The 14,821-nt window shown below is 61.3% G+C and carries 13 protein-coding genes and 1 riboswitch; of the genes, 7 read left to right on the top strand and 6 right to left on the bottom strand.

The window, feature by feature from the left end:
- Positions 1 to 88 precede the first annotated feature (88 nt).
- Positions 89 to 1,513: a bifunctional D-glycero-beta-D-manno-heptose-7-phosphate kinase/D-glycero-beta-D-manno-heptose 1-phosphate adenylyltransferase HldE gene (hldE, locus tag HNQ83_RS03920; RefSeq protein ID WP_175387757.1), complete on the top strand. Its 1,425-nt coding sequence runs from the start codon at positions 89 to 91 to the stop codon at positions 1,511 to 1,513.
- A gap of 139 nt (positions 1,514 to 1,652) precedes the next feature.
- On the opposite strand, the gene HNQ83_RS03915 is transcribed toward hldE, so the two are convergent.
- The 4 genes from HNQ83_RS03915 to HNQ83_RS03900 form a co-directional block, all read right to left on the bottom strand.
- Positions 1,653 to 2,621 carry a metal ABC transporter ATPase gene (locus HNQ83_RS03915; protein WP_175387756.1) on the bottom strand — a complete coding sequence of 323 codons (969 nt, stop codon included), beginning with the start codon at positions 2,619 to 2,621 and terminating at the stop codon, positions 1,653 to 1,655.
- A gap of 33 nt (positions 2,622 to 2,654) precedes the next feature.
- Positions 2,655 to 3,467 carry an aldo/keto reductase gene (locus HNQ83_RS03910; RefSeq protein ID WP_175387755.1) on the bottom strand — a complete coding sequence of 271 codons (813 nt, stop codon included), beginning with the start codon at positions 3,465 to 3,467 and terminating at the stop codon, positions 2,655 to 2,657.
- A complete protein-coding gene (locus tag HNQ83_RS03905) occupies positions 3,464 to 4,639 on the bottom strand; it encodes an FAD-binding oxidoreductase (protein ID WP_175387754.1) in 1,176 nt (391 codons plus the stop codon). Before HNQ83_RS03905 ends, HNQ83_RS03910 begins: the two co-directional genes overlap by 4 nt.
- Before the next feature lie 173 nt (positions 4,640 to 4,812).
- A complete protein-coding gene (locus tag HNQ83_RS03900; protein ID WP_175387753.1) occupies positions 4,813 to 5,145 on the bottom strand; it encodes a multidrug efflux SMR transporter in 333 nt (110 codons plus the stop codon).
- A gap of 102 nt (positions 5,146 to 5,247) precedes the next feature.
- On the opposite strand from HNQ83_RS03900, the gene HNQ83_RS03895 reads away from it, so the two are divergent.
- Together HNQ83_RS03895 and waaA are read left to right on the top strand one after the other, a co-directional pair.
- Positions 5,248 to 6,168 (top strand): LysR family transcriptional regulator, encoded by a 921-nt coding sequence (locus HNQ83_RS03895; protein ID WP_175387752.1) that lies wholly within the window; start codon positions 5,248 to 5,250, stop codon positions 6,166 to 6,168.
- The gene (waaA, locus tag HNQ83_RS03890; protein ID WP_175387751.1) at positions 6,161 to 7,438 is read left to right on the top strand and encodes a lipid IV(A) 3-deoxy-D-manno-octulosonic acid transferase; all 1,278 of its coding nucleotides are present in this window, start codon (positions 6,161 to 6,163) and stop codon (positions 7,436 to 7,438) included. Before HNQ83_RS03895 ends, waaA begins: the two co-directional genes overlap by 8 nt.
- A 108-nt stretch (positions 7,439 to 7,546) precedes the next feature.
- Here waaA and HNQ83_RS03885 read toward each other — a convergent pair whose 3' ends face one another.
- A complete protein-coding gene (locus HNQ83_RS03885; protein WP_175387750.1) occupies positions 7,547 to 8,980 on the bottom strand; it encodes a TolC family outer membrane protein in 1,434 nt (477 codons plus the stop codon).
- A 192-nt stretch (positions 8,981 to 9,172) separates the two neighbouring features.
- Positions 9,173 to 9,278: riboswitch (TPP riboswitch) on the top strand.
- A 163-nt stretch (positions 9,279 to 9,441) separates the two neighbouring features.
- Here HNQ83_RS03885 and thiC point away from each other — a divergent pair.
- Together thiC and cytX are read left to right on the top strand one after the other, a co-directional pair.
- Positions 9,442 to 11,331 carry a phosphomethylpyrimidine synthase ThiC gene (thiC, locus tag HNQ83_RS03880; protein WP_175387749.1) on the top strand — a complete coding sequence of 630 codons (1,890 nt, stop codon included), beginning with the start codon at positions 9,442 to 9,444 and terminating at the stop codon, positions 11,329 to 11,331.
- Between the two features lie 140 nt (positions 11,332 to 11,471).
- A complete protein-coding gene (gene cytX, locus HNQ83_RS03875; RefSeq protein ID WP_175387748.1) occupies positions 11,472 to 12,764 on the top strand; it encodes a putative hydroxymethylpyrimidine transporter CytX in 1,293 nt (430 codons plus the stop codon).
- On the opposite strand, the gene HNQ83_RS03870 is transcribed toward cytX, so the two are convergent.
- Positions 12,733 to 13,479: an RsiV family protein gene (locus tag HNQ83_RS03870; protein ID WP_175387747.1), complete on the bottom strand. Its 747-nt coding sequence runs from the start codon at positions 13,477 to 13,479 to the stop codon at positions 12,733 to 12,735. The genes cytX and HNQ83_RS03870 overlap by 32 nt on opposite strands.
- Before the next feature lie 206 nt (positions 13,480 to 13,685).
- Here HNQ83_RS03870 and HNQ83_RS03865 point away from each other — a divergent pair, with 206 nt between their 5' ends.
- Positions 13,686 to 14,303, top strand: a complete 618-nt coding sequence (locus HNQ83_RS03865) for an NUDIX domain-containing protein (RefSeq protein ID WP_175387746.1) — start codon at positions 13,686 to 13,688, stop codon at positions 14,301 to 14,303.
- A complete protein-coding gene (locus HNQ83_RS03860; RefSeq protein ID WP_008063540.1) occupies positions 14,294 to 14,746 on the top strand; it encodes a DUF1249 domain-containing protein in 453 nt (150 codons plus the stop codon). Before HNQ83_RS03865 ends, HNQ83_RS03860 begins: the two co-directional genes overlap by 10 nt.
- The last annotated feature ends 75 nt before the right edge of the window (positions 14,747 to 14,821 follow it).

Here is a 14,821-nt window from a genome sequence, read left to right as displayed (position 1 = left end):
TGTATCATCCCGTTGCAGCGGTCACACAAGCTGGTGCCTGCCCTGTGTTAATATCGCGCCCCTGTTCATTTTGTATGTGGGTTGCTCCATGAAGTTGTCCATGCCGCGATTCGATCAAGCCCCTGTCTTGGTGGTCGGCGATGTCATGCTCGACCGTTACTGGCATGGTGGTACCTCACGGATTTCCCCTGAGGCGCCTGTACCGGTCGTCAAGGTCGATCACATCGAGGACCGCCCCGGCGGTGCCGCCAACGTTGCGTTGAACATTGCCGCCCTTGGCGCGCCAGCCTCGCTGGTCGGTGTCACCGGCGACGATGAAGCCGCCGATAGCCTGGCCAACAGCCTCAAGGGTGCCGGTGTGCGGGCGTTGTTCCAGCGCGTTGCGCACCAGCCGACCATCGTCAAGCTGCGGGTCATGAGCCGGCACCAGCAATTGCTGCGTATCGACTTCGAAGAACCGTTCGCCACTGACGCGATGGCGTTGTCAGTCCAGGTCGACGAATTGCTCGAAGGCATCAAGGTGCTGGTGCTGTCCGACTACGGCAAAGGCGCGCTGAAAAACCACCAGGTATTGATCCAGGCCGCCCGTGCCCGTGGCATTCCGGTACTGGCCGATCCCAAGGGCAAGGACTTCTCGATCTACCGCGGTGCGAGCCTGATCACGCCGAACCTCAGCGAATTCGAAACCATCGTCGGAGGTTGTGCCGATGAGCACGAATTGGTGAGCAAGGGCGCACAGTTGATGCACGACCTGGAACTCGGCGCCTTGCTGGTGACCCGCGGCGAGCACGGCATGACGCTGCTGCGCCCGGATCATCCGGCACTGCACCTGCCGGCCCGTGCCCGTGAAGTGTTCGATGTGACCGGTGCTGGCGACACGGTGATTTCCACCCTGGCGGCAGCGATTGCCGCGGGTGAAGAACTGCCTCACGCGGTAGGCCTCGCCAACCTGGCGGCGGGTATCGTGGTCGGCAAACTCGGTACGGCGGCCATCAGTGCGCCGGAATTGCGCCGCGCCATTCAGCGTGAAGAGGGATCGGAGCGCGGCGTGCTGGGGCTGGAGCAGTTGCTGCTGGCCGTCGACGATGCCCGGGCACACAACGAGAAAATCGTCTTCACCAATGGTTGCTTCGACATCCTGCATGCCGGCCATGTGACGTACCTTGAACAAGCGCGGGCCCAAGGCGATCGCTTGATCGTTGCGGTCAATGACGATGCGTCGGTCAGCCGCCTGAAAGGGCCGGGTCGGCCGATCAACAGTGTCGACCGGCGCATGGCCGTGCTGGCAGGTCTGGGTGCGGTGGACTGGGTGATCAGCTTCCCTGAAGGCACGCCGGAAAACCTGCTGCGCGAGGTCAAGCCGGATGTGCTGGTCAAGGGTGGGGACTATGGGATCGACCAGGTGGTCGGTGCGGACATCGTGACCGCTTACGGCGGGACGGTGAAAGTGCTGGGACTGGTGGAAAACAGTTCAACGACTGCGATCGTCGAGAAGATCCGCAAGTCCGAATAAGGCCTGTAGGAGCGAGCTCGGCTCCGGGCGGCGCTCCGACGATGGTCGACAACGATAACGCGGGGAACCTGATGCCCCGCGACGTTCTCGGGCTCATCGCGAGCAGACCTCGCTCCTACAGTGACTGCGATCTTTTGCGTTATGAGCTGACTTTTTTACGCGGCACCATTTTCTTCAGCAGAAGCTTCGCCTTTCCGCGCAACAGCGCCAGACCCGAATCCTTCCCGGAGGGGTTCAAGCCCTGCTGCCGAACCCAATCCTTCCAGCGAATCCGCTCATCCTTCACCAGCCAGCCTTCCTGTCGGGCAAAGCTTTCGGCCAGGTACAGCCCCCGCGTGCTCGCCGGGTACAGTTGATCTTTCTTCAACGTGTAGAGCTCGGCCAGAGGATGGCCGTCCTGCAAGGGCATCAGATACAGATCGGGGCGCTTGCGGTCCAGCCGGGCCACCAGTTGGTCGCCTTCCAGTCGCTCGTCGACGTGGAACAGGCTCAGGGATTTGGCTTCCTTGGGCACGTCCAGGCGCAAGTCGTAGATCAACTGCAGCGACGCTGTCGGCAAGTGCACATAGGCCCGTGGTCGCTCGATCAGCTGCAGATTGGCGCAACGTACCGGCCGCGCCGAGCCCGACAATGGCGACAGGCGAAAAGGCATGGCTTCGCGGTAATGCAAGGCCGAAGAGTAGGGTGCAGGCAGCCAGGTGTCGTTGAAGCGCCCACCGAGCCAACCTTCCGGCGTTTCCAGCAGGCACTCCTCGGCAATCTCCTGAATCGCCGTGTGCAGCGGCAGGTTCAGTTCATGGGCCGGCACGTAACCGGAGATCAGCTTGAGGACCACATCGCCACGGTCCTGCCGGCGTTGCCGCACCAACACCCAGTAATCGCGATTCTGCCAGTGCAGTGTCAAGCGCACCGACACCCCGAGGTTGGCCAGTTCAAGGGCAAACCGCTCAGTGTTGGCGACCGTGACCGGGCGGCGACGTTGCAGGATCTGGGAGAAATTGAGCGGCCTCCCGACGCTCTGATAACTCAGGCCTTCGGGAGTCGCTTCGACGAATAACGGCAGGGTCTTGAAGTTGCTCGGGTTCTTTCTTATGAGCGTACGCGGCATGTCGGCTCCTGCTTAAGGCCGCGTGAGGCGGCATCAGTTGCTACGTAGGACCTGGGCAACGGTCGCGACGTTGTGGGCGAGGTGCAGCGGATTAATGGTCCCGACAATAGCACTGGCAACACCCGGATGTTCGAACAGCAGCTCGAAACTGGCGCGCACCGGATCCACCCCTGGACTCAGGCACACGTGACCGCTGGCGAGGGCTTTTTTAACCAGAATGGCTTTGCCGTGAGCAGCAGCATAGTCAATCACGGGCTTTTCGGTCTGTTCATTCAGATTGTAGGTGACCATCGCGCAGTCGCCTTGCTCCAGCGCCTTCAATCCGCCCTCGACGGTTTTTCCGGAAAAACCGAATCCGCGAATCTTGCCTTCGGCCTTGAGCGCGGCGAGGGTTGCATAGACTTCGCACTCGTTGAGGATCGCCAGGTCGTTGCCATCGGAATGCACCAGCACCAGATCGATGAAATCGGTTTCCAGGCGTTGCAGGCTGCGTTCCACTGACAGCCGGGTGTGCGCCGCCGTGAAATCGTGGCGGGACTGACCATCGGTAAACTCTTCGCCGACCTTGCTGACAATCACCCAATCCTGACGCTGACCGCGCAGCAACGGGCCGAGGCGTTCTTCGCTGCGACCATAGGCCGGTGCGGTATCGATCAGGTTGATGCCCAGGTCGCGCGTGAGCTTGAGCAGTCTGCGTGCGTCGTCGTCATCGGGGATCTGGAAGCCGTTGGGGTATTTCACCCCTTGATCGCGGCCAAGCTTTACCGTGCCCAGGCCCAAGGGCGATACCAGCAGGCCGGTGCTGCCCAGGGGGCGATGCAGGTCGTGCAAGGTTGGTTGGCTCATGGCAGCAGTTGCTCCCAGGCCGGGACGCCCATCGGTGGTTTTGGCAGGGGTGGCAGCGGGGTTGCCGGGCCCGGTTGAATGCCATCGCGCTCAAGGCTTGCGATGACCCGGTCGGCAAAGTCCGGTGCCAGTGCCAGTTTGGTTGGCCAGCCCACCAGCAACCGACCTTCCTCGGCGAGAAACGCATTGTCAGGGCGGGTCAGCCCCGATTGCAGCGGCTCGGCGCGATCCACGCGCAAGGTGGCCCATTGCGCGGTGCTCAGGTCGATCCAGGGCAGCAACTGCCCGAGTTCTTTTTGCGCGGTGGCGATTTGCTCGGCGGGCTCACGGGCCACGCCGTCGGTTTCGGCGATATCGCCGCCCAGATACCAGACCCACTGGCCATCGGCAGCCGGGTGGGTGGTCACGGTAATGCGCGGTTTGGTGCCGCCACCCAGGCAGTGGGCGTACAGCGGTTTGAGGCCCGGGCCCTTGGCGATGATCATATGCAATGGACGGCGTTGCATGGCCGGCTGGCTCAGGCCCAGCGCTTCGAGCAGCGCTGCTGTCCCGGCGCCGGCGCTCAAGACAATGCGTTGGGCGCGGATTTCGCGTTCGTCCACCTTCAGGCCGACCAGTACGCCGCCTTCCAGCAGCGGTTCGATGTGCTGACCGGAGAGCAAGCCGTCACCCGCCAGGTCGGCCAGGCGCTGAATCAGGCTCGGCACGTCGATCACCAGTTCGGCCAAGCGATAGACCTTGCCCTTGAAGCGCTTGTCTTGCAGCGCCGGTGGCAGTTGATCGCCCTTGACCTGATCGACGCGACCGCGCACGGCTTTGCTGGCGAAGAAACTGGTGAGGTTGCCGGCAATCGTGCCGGGGGACCAAAGGTAGTGGGCTTCGGACAGCAGGCGAACGCCGGACAGGTCCAGCTCACCGTCCCCGGCCAGGGCTTCGCGCCAGCGTCTCGGCATGTCGGCGATGGCTTCCGAAGCACCGGTCAGGGCGCCGTGCAGCGCGTACTTGGCGCCACCGTGGATGATGCCCTGGGACTTCACGCTCTGTCCGCCGCCGAGGGTGGCGCTTTCCACCAGCACGGTCGAAAACCCCTGGCGGCGCAGGCGCGCATTCAGCCAGAGACCGGCGACACCAGCGCCGACAATCAGAACGTCGGTGGAAATAACGGATGGCATGCGACGACCTCAGTGTTCAAGACGAGGGCGCAGTATACAGGCTCGAAGATTGGAGGGGCTGCTGTACTGTGGGAGCGAGCCTGCTCGCGAAGGGGGCGTGTCAGGTGAAATTCAGTGGCTGACACACCGCTTTCGCGAGCCGGCTCGCCCCCACAGGGCGGGTGGTTCGGGTATTAGTGCCCTGCAGTTTTGGAGAAGAGCTGGATCACCACGACGCCCAATACGATGAGCGCCATCCCCAGCATTGCCGGGATATCCAGCTTCTGCCCGTAGATAAACAGTGCCGCGACACTGACCATCACGATCCCCATGCCGGCCCACACGGCGTAGGCCACGCCCACCGGCACGCTGCGCACCACCAGGGTCAACATCCAGAAGGCAATGCCGTAACCGACGATCACCAACAGCAGTGGCAGCGGGGTGCTGATGCCTTTGACCGCTTTCATCGAAACAGTGGCAATCACTTCGGCGCAGATGGCTATGGCCAGGTAGTAGTAAGCGGTCATGGTTCAATCCTCGTGTGAAGTGTTGCTCTCTGAGGTCGGCATTCTAGAGATTCTCCAGATGCGGTAAAGTCATTACCTATCTGTTCTGAAGATGGGTTGACCATGAACATTCAATGGAATCTGGAGCAGCTGCGCTTATTTGTGAGCGTCGCGGAGCAACGCTCGTTTTCCGCCGTGGCACGGGACCAGCGCAAGGCGCAGTCGGCGATCAGCACCGCAATCGCGCTGCTGGAGGACGACTTGGGCGTGAGCCTGTTCGACCGCAGCAGTGGCCGTCAGCCGAAACTCACCGAGGCCGGCAATGCCTTGCTGGACGAGGCGCGGGAAGTACTGCGTCAGTGTGAACGCCTCAATGGCCGGGCGCTGGCGATGATGCGTGGGCAGGAGGCTCGCCTGCGTCTGGCCCAGGATGAGGCGATGCCTTATCAACCGATCATTGAAAGCTTCGAGGCGCTGGCCGAGCGTTTTCCCAGTCTTGAAGTGCAGTTGACCAGCGCCGCCCAGGGCGAAGTGGCACGTAAACTGGTGGAGCGCCGCGCCGATCTGGGCTTGCTGTTTTTTCATGATCAGATTCCCGAAGCGCTGGAGCGGCGGGTGCTCGGCAGTGTGGAAATGGTCACTGTGTGTGGTGTCGACCATCCGTTGGCAAAGCAGGCGCAGGTCGATTGCCAGCAACTGGCGCAGCATCGGCAACTGCTGATGTCGACTCAGTCCAGCGTTTATCCCGGCAGCGAACCGGCCAGCCCGCAAGTCTGGCGAGCTGACAGTTTCTACGTGATGGCTGAATGGCTGGTGCGCGGCCTCGGTTGGGCCTGGTTGCCGCGCCATGTGGTGCAGTACCCGACCTATCACGGGCAGATGGTCGAGCTGAGCAGTGAATGGACCCCGCCGGCCTTGGTGGTGGAGCTGGTCTGGCGTCGTGATGAGCCGCTCGGGCCGGCAGCGCGCTGGTTGGCAGAACGATTCGCCGTGCATTTGCAGGCGATCGCCGAAAAAACCGATAAACTCCGCCGCCATGAATAGAACTCTCTACACCGCGCTGTTTTACCTGGGGCTGCCATTGGTGGCGATTCGACTGTGGCTGCGGGCGCGCAAGGCGCCGGCTTATGCCAAGCGCATCGGCGAGCGCTTCTCCTACGGGATGCCGGCGATGAAGCCTGGCGGTATCTGGGTTCACGCGGTGTCGGTGGGCGAAAGCATTGCCGCTGCGCCGATGATTCGCGCTTTGCTGCAACGTTATCCACAGCTACCGATTACCGTGACCTGCATGACCCCGACAGGATCGGAGCGCATCCAGGCATTGTTCGCCAATGAGCCGCGCATCCAGCACTGCTACCTGCCTTATGACTTGCCGTGTGCGGCGAAGCGCTTCCTTGATCGGGTCCGGCCAAAACTGGCGGTGATCATGGAAACCGAGCTCTGGCCCAACCATATCCATCAATGTGCCAAGCGCGGGATTCCCGTGGCGCTGGCCAATGCGCGATTGTCCGAGCGCTCGGCCAAAGGCTATGGCCGCTTCGGTAAGCTGACCGGGCCTATGCTTGCCGAAATGAGCCTGTTCGCGGTGCAGACCGACGCCGAGGCCCAGCGCTTTCGTGCGTTGGGCGCTCGGGATGAAGCCGTTGAGGTCACCGGTTCAATCAAGTTCGACCTGACTATCGACCCGCAACTGTTACTGCGTGCCGCTGAGTTGCGCGGGCAATGGCAGGCGCAGGAGCGCCCGGTGTGGATTGCTGCCAGTACTCACGATGGCGAGGACGAGGTGGTTTTGGCGGCCCATCGTCAGTTGCTGGAGAGCCATCCCGATGCCTTGCTGATTCTGGTGCCGCGCCATCCGGAGCGTTTCAATCCGGTGTTCGAGTTGTGCCGCCAGCAAGGGTTTGCCACGGTCCGTCGCTCCACGGGCGAGTCGGTTACCCCCGGCACTTCGGTGCTGCTGGGCGACACCATGGGCGAACTGCTGTTTCTGTATGCCTTGGCCGACAGTGCCTTCGTCGGCGGCAGCCTGGTGCCCAATGGCGGGCATAACCTGCTGGAGCCTGCAGCGCTGGCCAAGCCGGTGCTCAGTGGTCCGCACCTGTTCAACTTCCTCGAAATCGCCGCACAGTTGCGCAGTGCCGGGGCGTTGCAGGAAGTGGAGGATGCCGAAGGATTGGCGTTGGCGGTGCAGCGGCTGTTCGAATTGCCGCGGGATGCGAAGCGCATGGCGGAAGCCGGATTGAAGGTGATGCGCACCAATCAGGGCGCGTTGCAGCGGTTGCTGGATGGGTTGGGGCGGTTGATCGAGCGTTAGACCGCGTCGTATTCATTCGCGAGCAAGCCCGCTCCCACATTCGACGGCATTCCTTCTGGAGGGACTCCGTTAAATGTGGGGGCGGGCTTGCTCGCGAAGCTTTTGCTTTTAAGGTCTGGCTTTGAGCTGTTCAGCCGCAGCCTTGGCCAGATCCGGCGGCAGGAAGTCCTTGTCCGGGTTGTAATCGGGCTTGAGCCAGCGTGCCAGATCCTGCAAATCCCCCGGATTCAGCGTGCCGGCCTGTTGCTTTAAACGCAGGTTGTCGAGGATGTAGTCGTAACGGGTGTTGTTGTAGTCACGGACCGAGGTGTACAGCGAACGCTGCGCATCCAGCACGTCGACGATGTTTCGCGTCCCCACCTGATAGCCGATCTCGGTCGCTTCCACCGCACTCTGGTTGGAGATGATCGACTGTTTGCGCGCCTGCACCTGCTCGACATCGGTGTTCACCGCACGATGCAGGTCACGGGTGTTTTCCACGATCTGCCGGCGCAGGGATTCGCGTTGCTGCTCGGTCTGGTCCAGTTGGGCGTAAGACTGCCGCACCTGGGAATTGATCAGTCCGCCGCTGTAGATCGGAATGTTCAGTTGCAGTCCGATCGACGATTGCTCGACGTCACCCTTGTACGGTTGGGGGAAGGCGCTCGGGTTGCTGAAGCCCAGTGCATCGTTGTCGCCCTTCTCGTACTTGGCTACTGCGTCGACGGTCGGCGCATGGCCGGCCTTACGCTGTTTGAGGGTTTGCTCGGCGGCGCTGACCGCGTAGTTGCTGGCCAACAGATTGAGGTTCTGTTGGGCTGCCGTTTCGACCCAGGCCTTGGCGTCGTTCGGTACCGGCGGCAGGATCGGTAGGCTGTGCTTGATGCCCTGGATCGAGTTGTACCGGCGGTTGGTCAGGGTGACCAGGGCTTCGAAGGCATCATCCACCTGGCGCTGCGCGACGATGCGGTTGGCCCGTGCGGTGTCATAGCTGGCTTGCGAGTTCAGTACGTCGGTCTTGTCCGACAGGCCGACATCGAAGCGTTCGTTGGACTGATCCAGCTGGCGCTTGAACGCCGCTTCCTCGGCCTTGGTCGAGGCCAGGTTGTCCTGGCTGCGCAGCACGTTGAAATAGCTGTCAGCAGTTTGCAGGATCAGGTTCTGTTGGGTCGCCGACAGTTGCAGGGCGGCCTGTTCGTTTACATCCTTGGCCGCCTGGAACTGGAACCAGCGATCGGCACGGAACAGCGGTTGCGCCAGGGTGGCCTGATACGAATGGGCGTTGCGGTTGGCGGTGGCAGCAGGCTGGTCGATCGAGGTGCGCACGCTGGTGACATCGGCGCCGCCCGACAGATTGGGCAGCAGCCCGGCACGGGCCTGAGGCACGACTTCTTTCTGCGCGCCATATTGGGCGATGGCGGCCGCGAGATCGGCGTTGTTGTCGACCGCTTCCTGGTAGACGCTGACCAGATCGGTTTTGGTCGATAAGGGCGCTTCTTCTGCCCAGGCCATTCCGTTGGACGCACAAGACACGGCAAGGGCCAGTGAGAGTTTGCGCAGCATGAGGCGATCCCTGAAAATTACACTGATAATTTGAGCGCCAAGGCTACGGCGCGGCACCCGCAGCGTCAATGCACGGCATGGCCGTTGCGAGTGTAGTTGTGCGTTCGTCCGGCAACAATCCTGCAAATGCGCCATTCATCACGGTGTTTATCGCGGTGTTGGCGTTCTTGATCAGTTGTGTCTAGACTGGCCACGTTCTTGTCGGGGTGCCTTGCTATGAGGCTGAGATCGAATAATTTCGGATCCCGTTGAACCTGATCAGGTTAGCGCCTGCGTAGGGAACAAGATTTCTCGTCACCCGGCGAGTCCTCTTGTGCTTCGTCCGGGATGTTGTTCGACAATCGAACACCCCTTGAGCACTGAGCACAGCACAGCTGGTTTTCCAGCGCCCGTGCGTCCATTCGTTTACAGGTTCGCTCCGACAAAAATCCACTGCCTGGATGCTGTCTGGAGAGCCCGTGATGACCATAAAAGCAAAAATCGCCACCAACCTGAGTGACTCGGCCAAGGTCGACCAGCAATCGGTTCAACCGTTTACCCGCTCGCAAAAAATCTACGTTCAGGGCAGCCGTCCCGACATCCTCGTGCCGATGCGCGAAATCAGCCTGGACGTGACGCCGACCGACTTTGGTGGCGAGGTCAACGCACCTGTCACGGTCTATGACACTTCCGGCCCGTACACCGACCCCAATGTGATCATCGACGTACGCAAGGGCCTGGCCGATGTGCGTTCGCCGTGGATCGAAGCCCGTGGCGATACCGAACGCCTGAGCGGTCTGAGTTCGAATTTCGGCCAGGAGCGCCTCGCCGATCCGGAACTGACCAAGCTGCGTTTTGCCCACGTCAACAACCCGCGTCGCGCCAAGGCCGGTGCCAACGTCACCCAGATGCACTACGCCCGCCAAGGCATCATCACCGCCGAGATGGAATACGTCGCCATCCGCGAAAACATGAAGCTGGAAGTGGCCCGCGCTGCCGGCCTGCTGGACCAGCAACACGCCGGCCACAGCTTCGGTGCCAGCGTGCCGAAAATCATCACCCCCGAGTTCGTCCGTGACGAGATCGCCCGCGGCCGCGCAATCATTCCGGCCAACATCAACCACACCGAACTGGAACCGATGATCATCGGCCGTAACTTCCTGGTGAAGATCAACGGCAACATCGGCAACAGCGCCCTGGGTTCGTCCATCGAAGAAGAAGTGGCGAAACTGACCTGGGGCATTCGCTGGGGTTCGGACACGGTCATGGACCTGTCCACCGGCAAGCACATTCACGAAACCCGCGAGTGGATCATCCGCAACTCGCCGGTTCCGATCGGCACCGTGCCGATCTACCAGGCCCTGGAAAAGGTCGGCGGTGTGGCCGAAGACCTGACCTGGGAGCTGTTCCGCGACACGCTGATCGAACAGGCCGAGCAGGGCGTCGACTACTTCACCATCCACGCCGGTGTGTTGCTGCGCTACGTGCCGATGACCGCCAAGCGCGTGACCGGTATCGTTTCCCGTGGCGGCTCGATCATGGCCAAGTGGTGCCTGGCGCATCACAAGGAAAACTTCCTCTACACCCATTTCGAAGACATCTGCGAAATCATGAAGGCCTACGATGTCAGCTTCTCGCTGGGCGATGGCCTGCGTCCGGGTTCGATTGCCGACGCCAACGACGAAGCGCAGTTCGGCGAGCTGGAAACCCTCGGCGAACTGACCAAAATCGCCTGGAAACATGACGTGCAGTGCATGATCGAAGGCCCTGGCCACGTGCCGATGCAGTTGATCAAAGAGAACATGGACAAGCAGCTCGAGTGCTGCGACGAGGCGCCGTTCTACACCCTCGGCCCGCTGACCACCGACATTGCGCCAGGTTACGACCACATCACCTCCGGTATCGGTGCGGCGATGATCGGCTGGTTCGGTTGCGCCATGCTCTGCTACGTGACGCCGAAGGAACACTTGGGCCTGCCGAACAAGGATGACGTGAAGACCGGGATCATCACCTACAAGATCGCCGCCCATGCCGCCGATCTGGCGAAGGGGCATCCGGGCGCGCAGATCCGCGACAATGCCTTGAGCAAGGCGCGCTTCGAGTTCCGTTGGGAAGACCAGTTCAACCTGGGCCTTGATCCGGACACCGCTCGTTCGTATCACGATGAAACCCTGCCGAAGGATTCGGCCAAGGTCGCGCACTTCTGCTCCATGTGCGGGCCGAAGTTCTGCTCGATGAAAATCACCCAGGAAGTCCGTGAGTACGCGGCCAACCAACGGATCGAAGCGGTCGACGTGGACGTCGCCCAAGGCATGGCCGAACAGGCCGAGCGCTTCAAGCAGGAAGGCAGTCAGCTGTACCAGAAAGTTTGATCTGACCTGAAAAGGTGGGGCCTTAAAGGGCCTCTTCGCGAGCAGGCTCGCTCCCACAGGAGAATGCATTCCAATGTGGGAGCGAGCCTGCTCGCGAAGGCGATCTACACAACAACAAATGTCCCTCTGAGATAACACCCTTGAGCATTCAACCCAGCACTTACTCCCCCGACATCGCGGTGCCGATCGACAAACGTGTGTTCGGCGGCCGCGATCTGTTTTCCCTGTGGTTCTCCCTCGGCATCGGCCTGATGGTCCTGCAGACCGGCGCATTGCTCGCGCCGGGTCTGGGGTTGTCGGGCTCCTTGCTGGCGATTTTCCTCGGCACGCTGGTCGGCGTGCTGTTGCTGGCCTCGGTCGGTGTGATTGGCAGCGACACCGGCCTGTCGTCGATGGCCGCACTCAAGCTCAGCCTCGGTGCCAAAGGCGCGAGCCTGCCGGCGGTGCTGAACCTGCTGCAACTGATCGGTTGGGGCTCGTTCGAAATCATCGTGATGCGCGATGCGGCCAGTCTGTTGGGCGCGCGTGCCTTCAGCGAAGGCAGCTTGATGTCCAATCCGGTGCTGTGGACGCTGTTCTTCGGCGCATTGGCGACCCTGTTGGCCGTCAGCGGTCCGTTGACCTTCGTGCGGCAGATCCTGCGCAAATGGGGCATCTGGCTGCTGCTGGCCGCGTGCATCTGGCTGACCTGGAACCTGTTCGCCAAGGCTGACCTGGCGGCTCTTTGGGCGCAGGCCGGCGACGGTTCGATGCCGTTTGCCGTGGGTTTTGACATCGCCATCGCCATGCCACTGTCGTGGCTACCGCTGATTGCCGACTATTCGCGTTTCGGCAAACGTGCGAAAAACGTCTTCGGTGGCACCGCCATCGGTTTCTTTATCGGCAATTTCTGGCTGATGAGCCTGGGCGTCGCCTACACCCTGGCGTTCGCGCCGAGCGGTGAAGTCAATGCCTTGCTGTTGGCGCTGGCGGGTGCCGGTCTGGGGATTCCGCTGCTGTTGATTCTGCTGGATGAGTCGGAAAACGCCTTTGCCGATATTCACTCGGCGGCGGTGTCCAGCGGGATTTTGCTGCGTTTGAAAGTCGAGCACCTGGCGCTGGCCATCGGCGTGGTCTGCACCTTGATCGCCCTGCTGGCGCCCTTGGCCCAGTACCAGAACTTCCTGCTGCTGATCGGTTCGGTGTTCGCGCCGCTGTTCGGCGTGGTGCTGGTGGATCACTTCATCCTGCGCAAGCGCAGTGGCCAGGTGGCGTCAGCCGCATTGCGTTGGCCGGCACTGCTCGCCTGGCTGGGCGGGATCAGCACGTATCACCTGCTGGCCAATCTGTATCCGGATATCGGCGCCACCCTGCCGGCACTGGTCCTGGCAGGGCTATTGCAACTGGTGTTGGGTCGCGCCTTTAGTTACGGCCGGGAAACAGCTCAGGCTTGATGATGCCGTTCAGGCGAGGGTAGGGGATCTTCAGTTCGACATGGCCCAGCGCGTAAGGCGCGATGCTGCTGGTTTCGTACTTGAGGATCACCCCGCCATAGGTCAGCGCCACGTTCTGGGTTTTCTGGAAGGGCCAGTTCTTCACGAATTCCGGTTCCTGATCGAGCTTGGTGCTGATCAGCCAGCTGTTGTGCGCCACTTGTGCGGCTTTCCAGAAGGCTTCTTCCTGTCCCGGCACCAGCATGTCCGACAGTGTCAGGACTTTATGTTGCTGGCGTGAATAGTTGATGAAGCCTCGCCCCGGCGTGCCATGGGCGCCGCCGGTGTCCAGATAACTGGACAGTTCGATGATCACCAGTCCGTCATGCTGCTCGCGTACCTTGGCTTGCAGGTAGCTGCTGTAGCGCGGTCCGGCGTTGCGCAAAAACTGTTCACGGTAGGCCGCCAGCGTCGGCGCCGCCGGGGCGTCAGGCGAGGTGCGGGTCATTTGCAGCAGGCGTTTTTCGATGATGCCGTCCAGCTGTGGCTCGTCGGGGAAATGCACGGTGTCGATGTTGACCAGCGGACAGTCCTGGTCCTTGCAGCCTGGCTTGAGTTGCTCGGTGGCATCGCGGGTGGTTTCCAGCGGCGCTCGATAGTTCGGCTGGAACAGGCTTTGGCAGGCGCCCAGGGTCAGGGCGATTGCAGCCATGGAGGCGATTTTAAAAAGCGACATGGGCGTCCTTCATAAAACAGGGAAAGGCAAAAAGTTACCCGCTTCGACTCTCAACGGGGCAGTCAGTTCGCCACTAAGCTAATTAGAGTGGGTTTCGCCCTCACCGTCTATCTCGCTGACGGGAAAGGGGCTGCATCAAATGTCGCGGGCGCGTTAGGATGGCGCGAAGTCGAGGCTGGAGCCTCGTTGTAGACACGAGGATTGTCATGTCAGATTTTGCCAACACCATTCCGACCGCCGTCGATATCGTTCGGCGCGAAAAGTGTTTCGAGGGCTTCTACAAGCTCGATCGCGTGCACTTGCGTCACGAATTGTTCGCTGGCGGCATGAGTCGTGAAATCAATCGGGAATTGTTTGTCCGTCACGATGCCGTGTGTGTGCTGCCTTACGATCCGCAGCGCGACGAAGTGGTGCTGATCGAGCAGTTTCGCGTCGGCGCCATGGGCAAGACTGACAATCCATGGTTGATCGAACTGGTCGCTGGTCTGATCGACAAGGACGAGCAACCGGAAGAAGTTGCTCACCGCGAAGCGCAGGAGGAAGCTGGGCTTGTGATCGGGGCGCTATGGCCGATGACCAAATATTTTCCATCGCCGGGCGGCAGCAACGAGTTCGTCCATCTGTACCTGGGGCGCTGCGACAGTAATGGGGTTGGCGGCCTGCATGGGCTGGAGGAAGAAGCAGAAGATATCCGCGTCACGGTGTGGGCCTTTGAAGATGCTCTGCAAGCCGTACGCGACGGACGTATTGCCAACGCGGCCAGCATCATTGCCTTGCAGTGGCTGGCTTTGAATCGCGTTGAAGTGAGGGGGTTATGGTCGTAAACAAGCTGCGCGATCGCTATCGGGTGGACCTGGTGGGGCTGCAAGCGTCCTGCGAGGCGAATTACGCGCGCCTGATGCGACTGCTGCCGGACATGCGCAGCGAGCCGGCGGCGCGGCGCATTGCCGTGACCCATGGCGACCAGATGCTCGGTGTGCTGGCGCTGGAAGTGCTGCAAGTCTGTCCGTACACCACGACTCTGCAGGTACGGCAGGAACACAGCCTGCCGTGGCTGCCGGTGCCGCAACTGGAAGTGCAGGTCTATCACGATGCCTGCATGGCCGAAGTGGTCAGCGCCGAACATGCGCGGCGTTTTCGCGGTATATACCCTTACCCGAATGCTTCCATGCATCAGCCCGACGAAAAGGCCCAACTGAACATGTTTCTGGGTGAATGGCTGAGCCATTGCCTGGCGCTGGGTCATGAGTACGAAGTCGTACGCTAGTTGTGAACTGCGTCAGGTTCACGGGTTTCCCCTTTCGAGCGTCCCCCAGCATAATTGCGCCACTGACCCCCTTCC

The sequence above is a fragment of the Pseudomonas sp. C2B4 genome, from assembly GCF_013359695.1.
Lineage (GTDB): Bacteria > Pseudomonadota > Gammaproteobacteria > Pseudomonadales > Pseudomonadaceae > Aquipseudomonas.
This window is presented reverse-complemented; position numbering and strand designations above follow the sequence as displayed.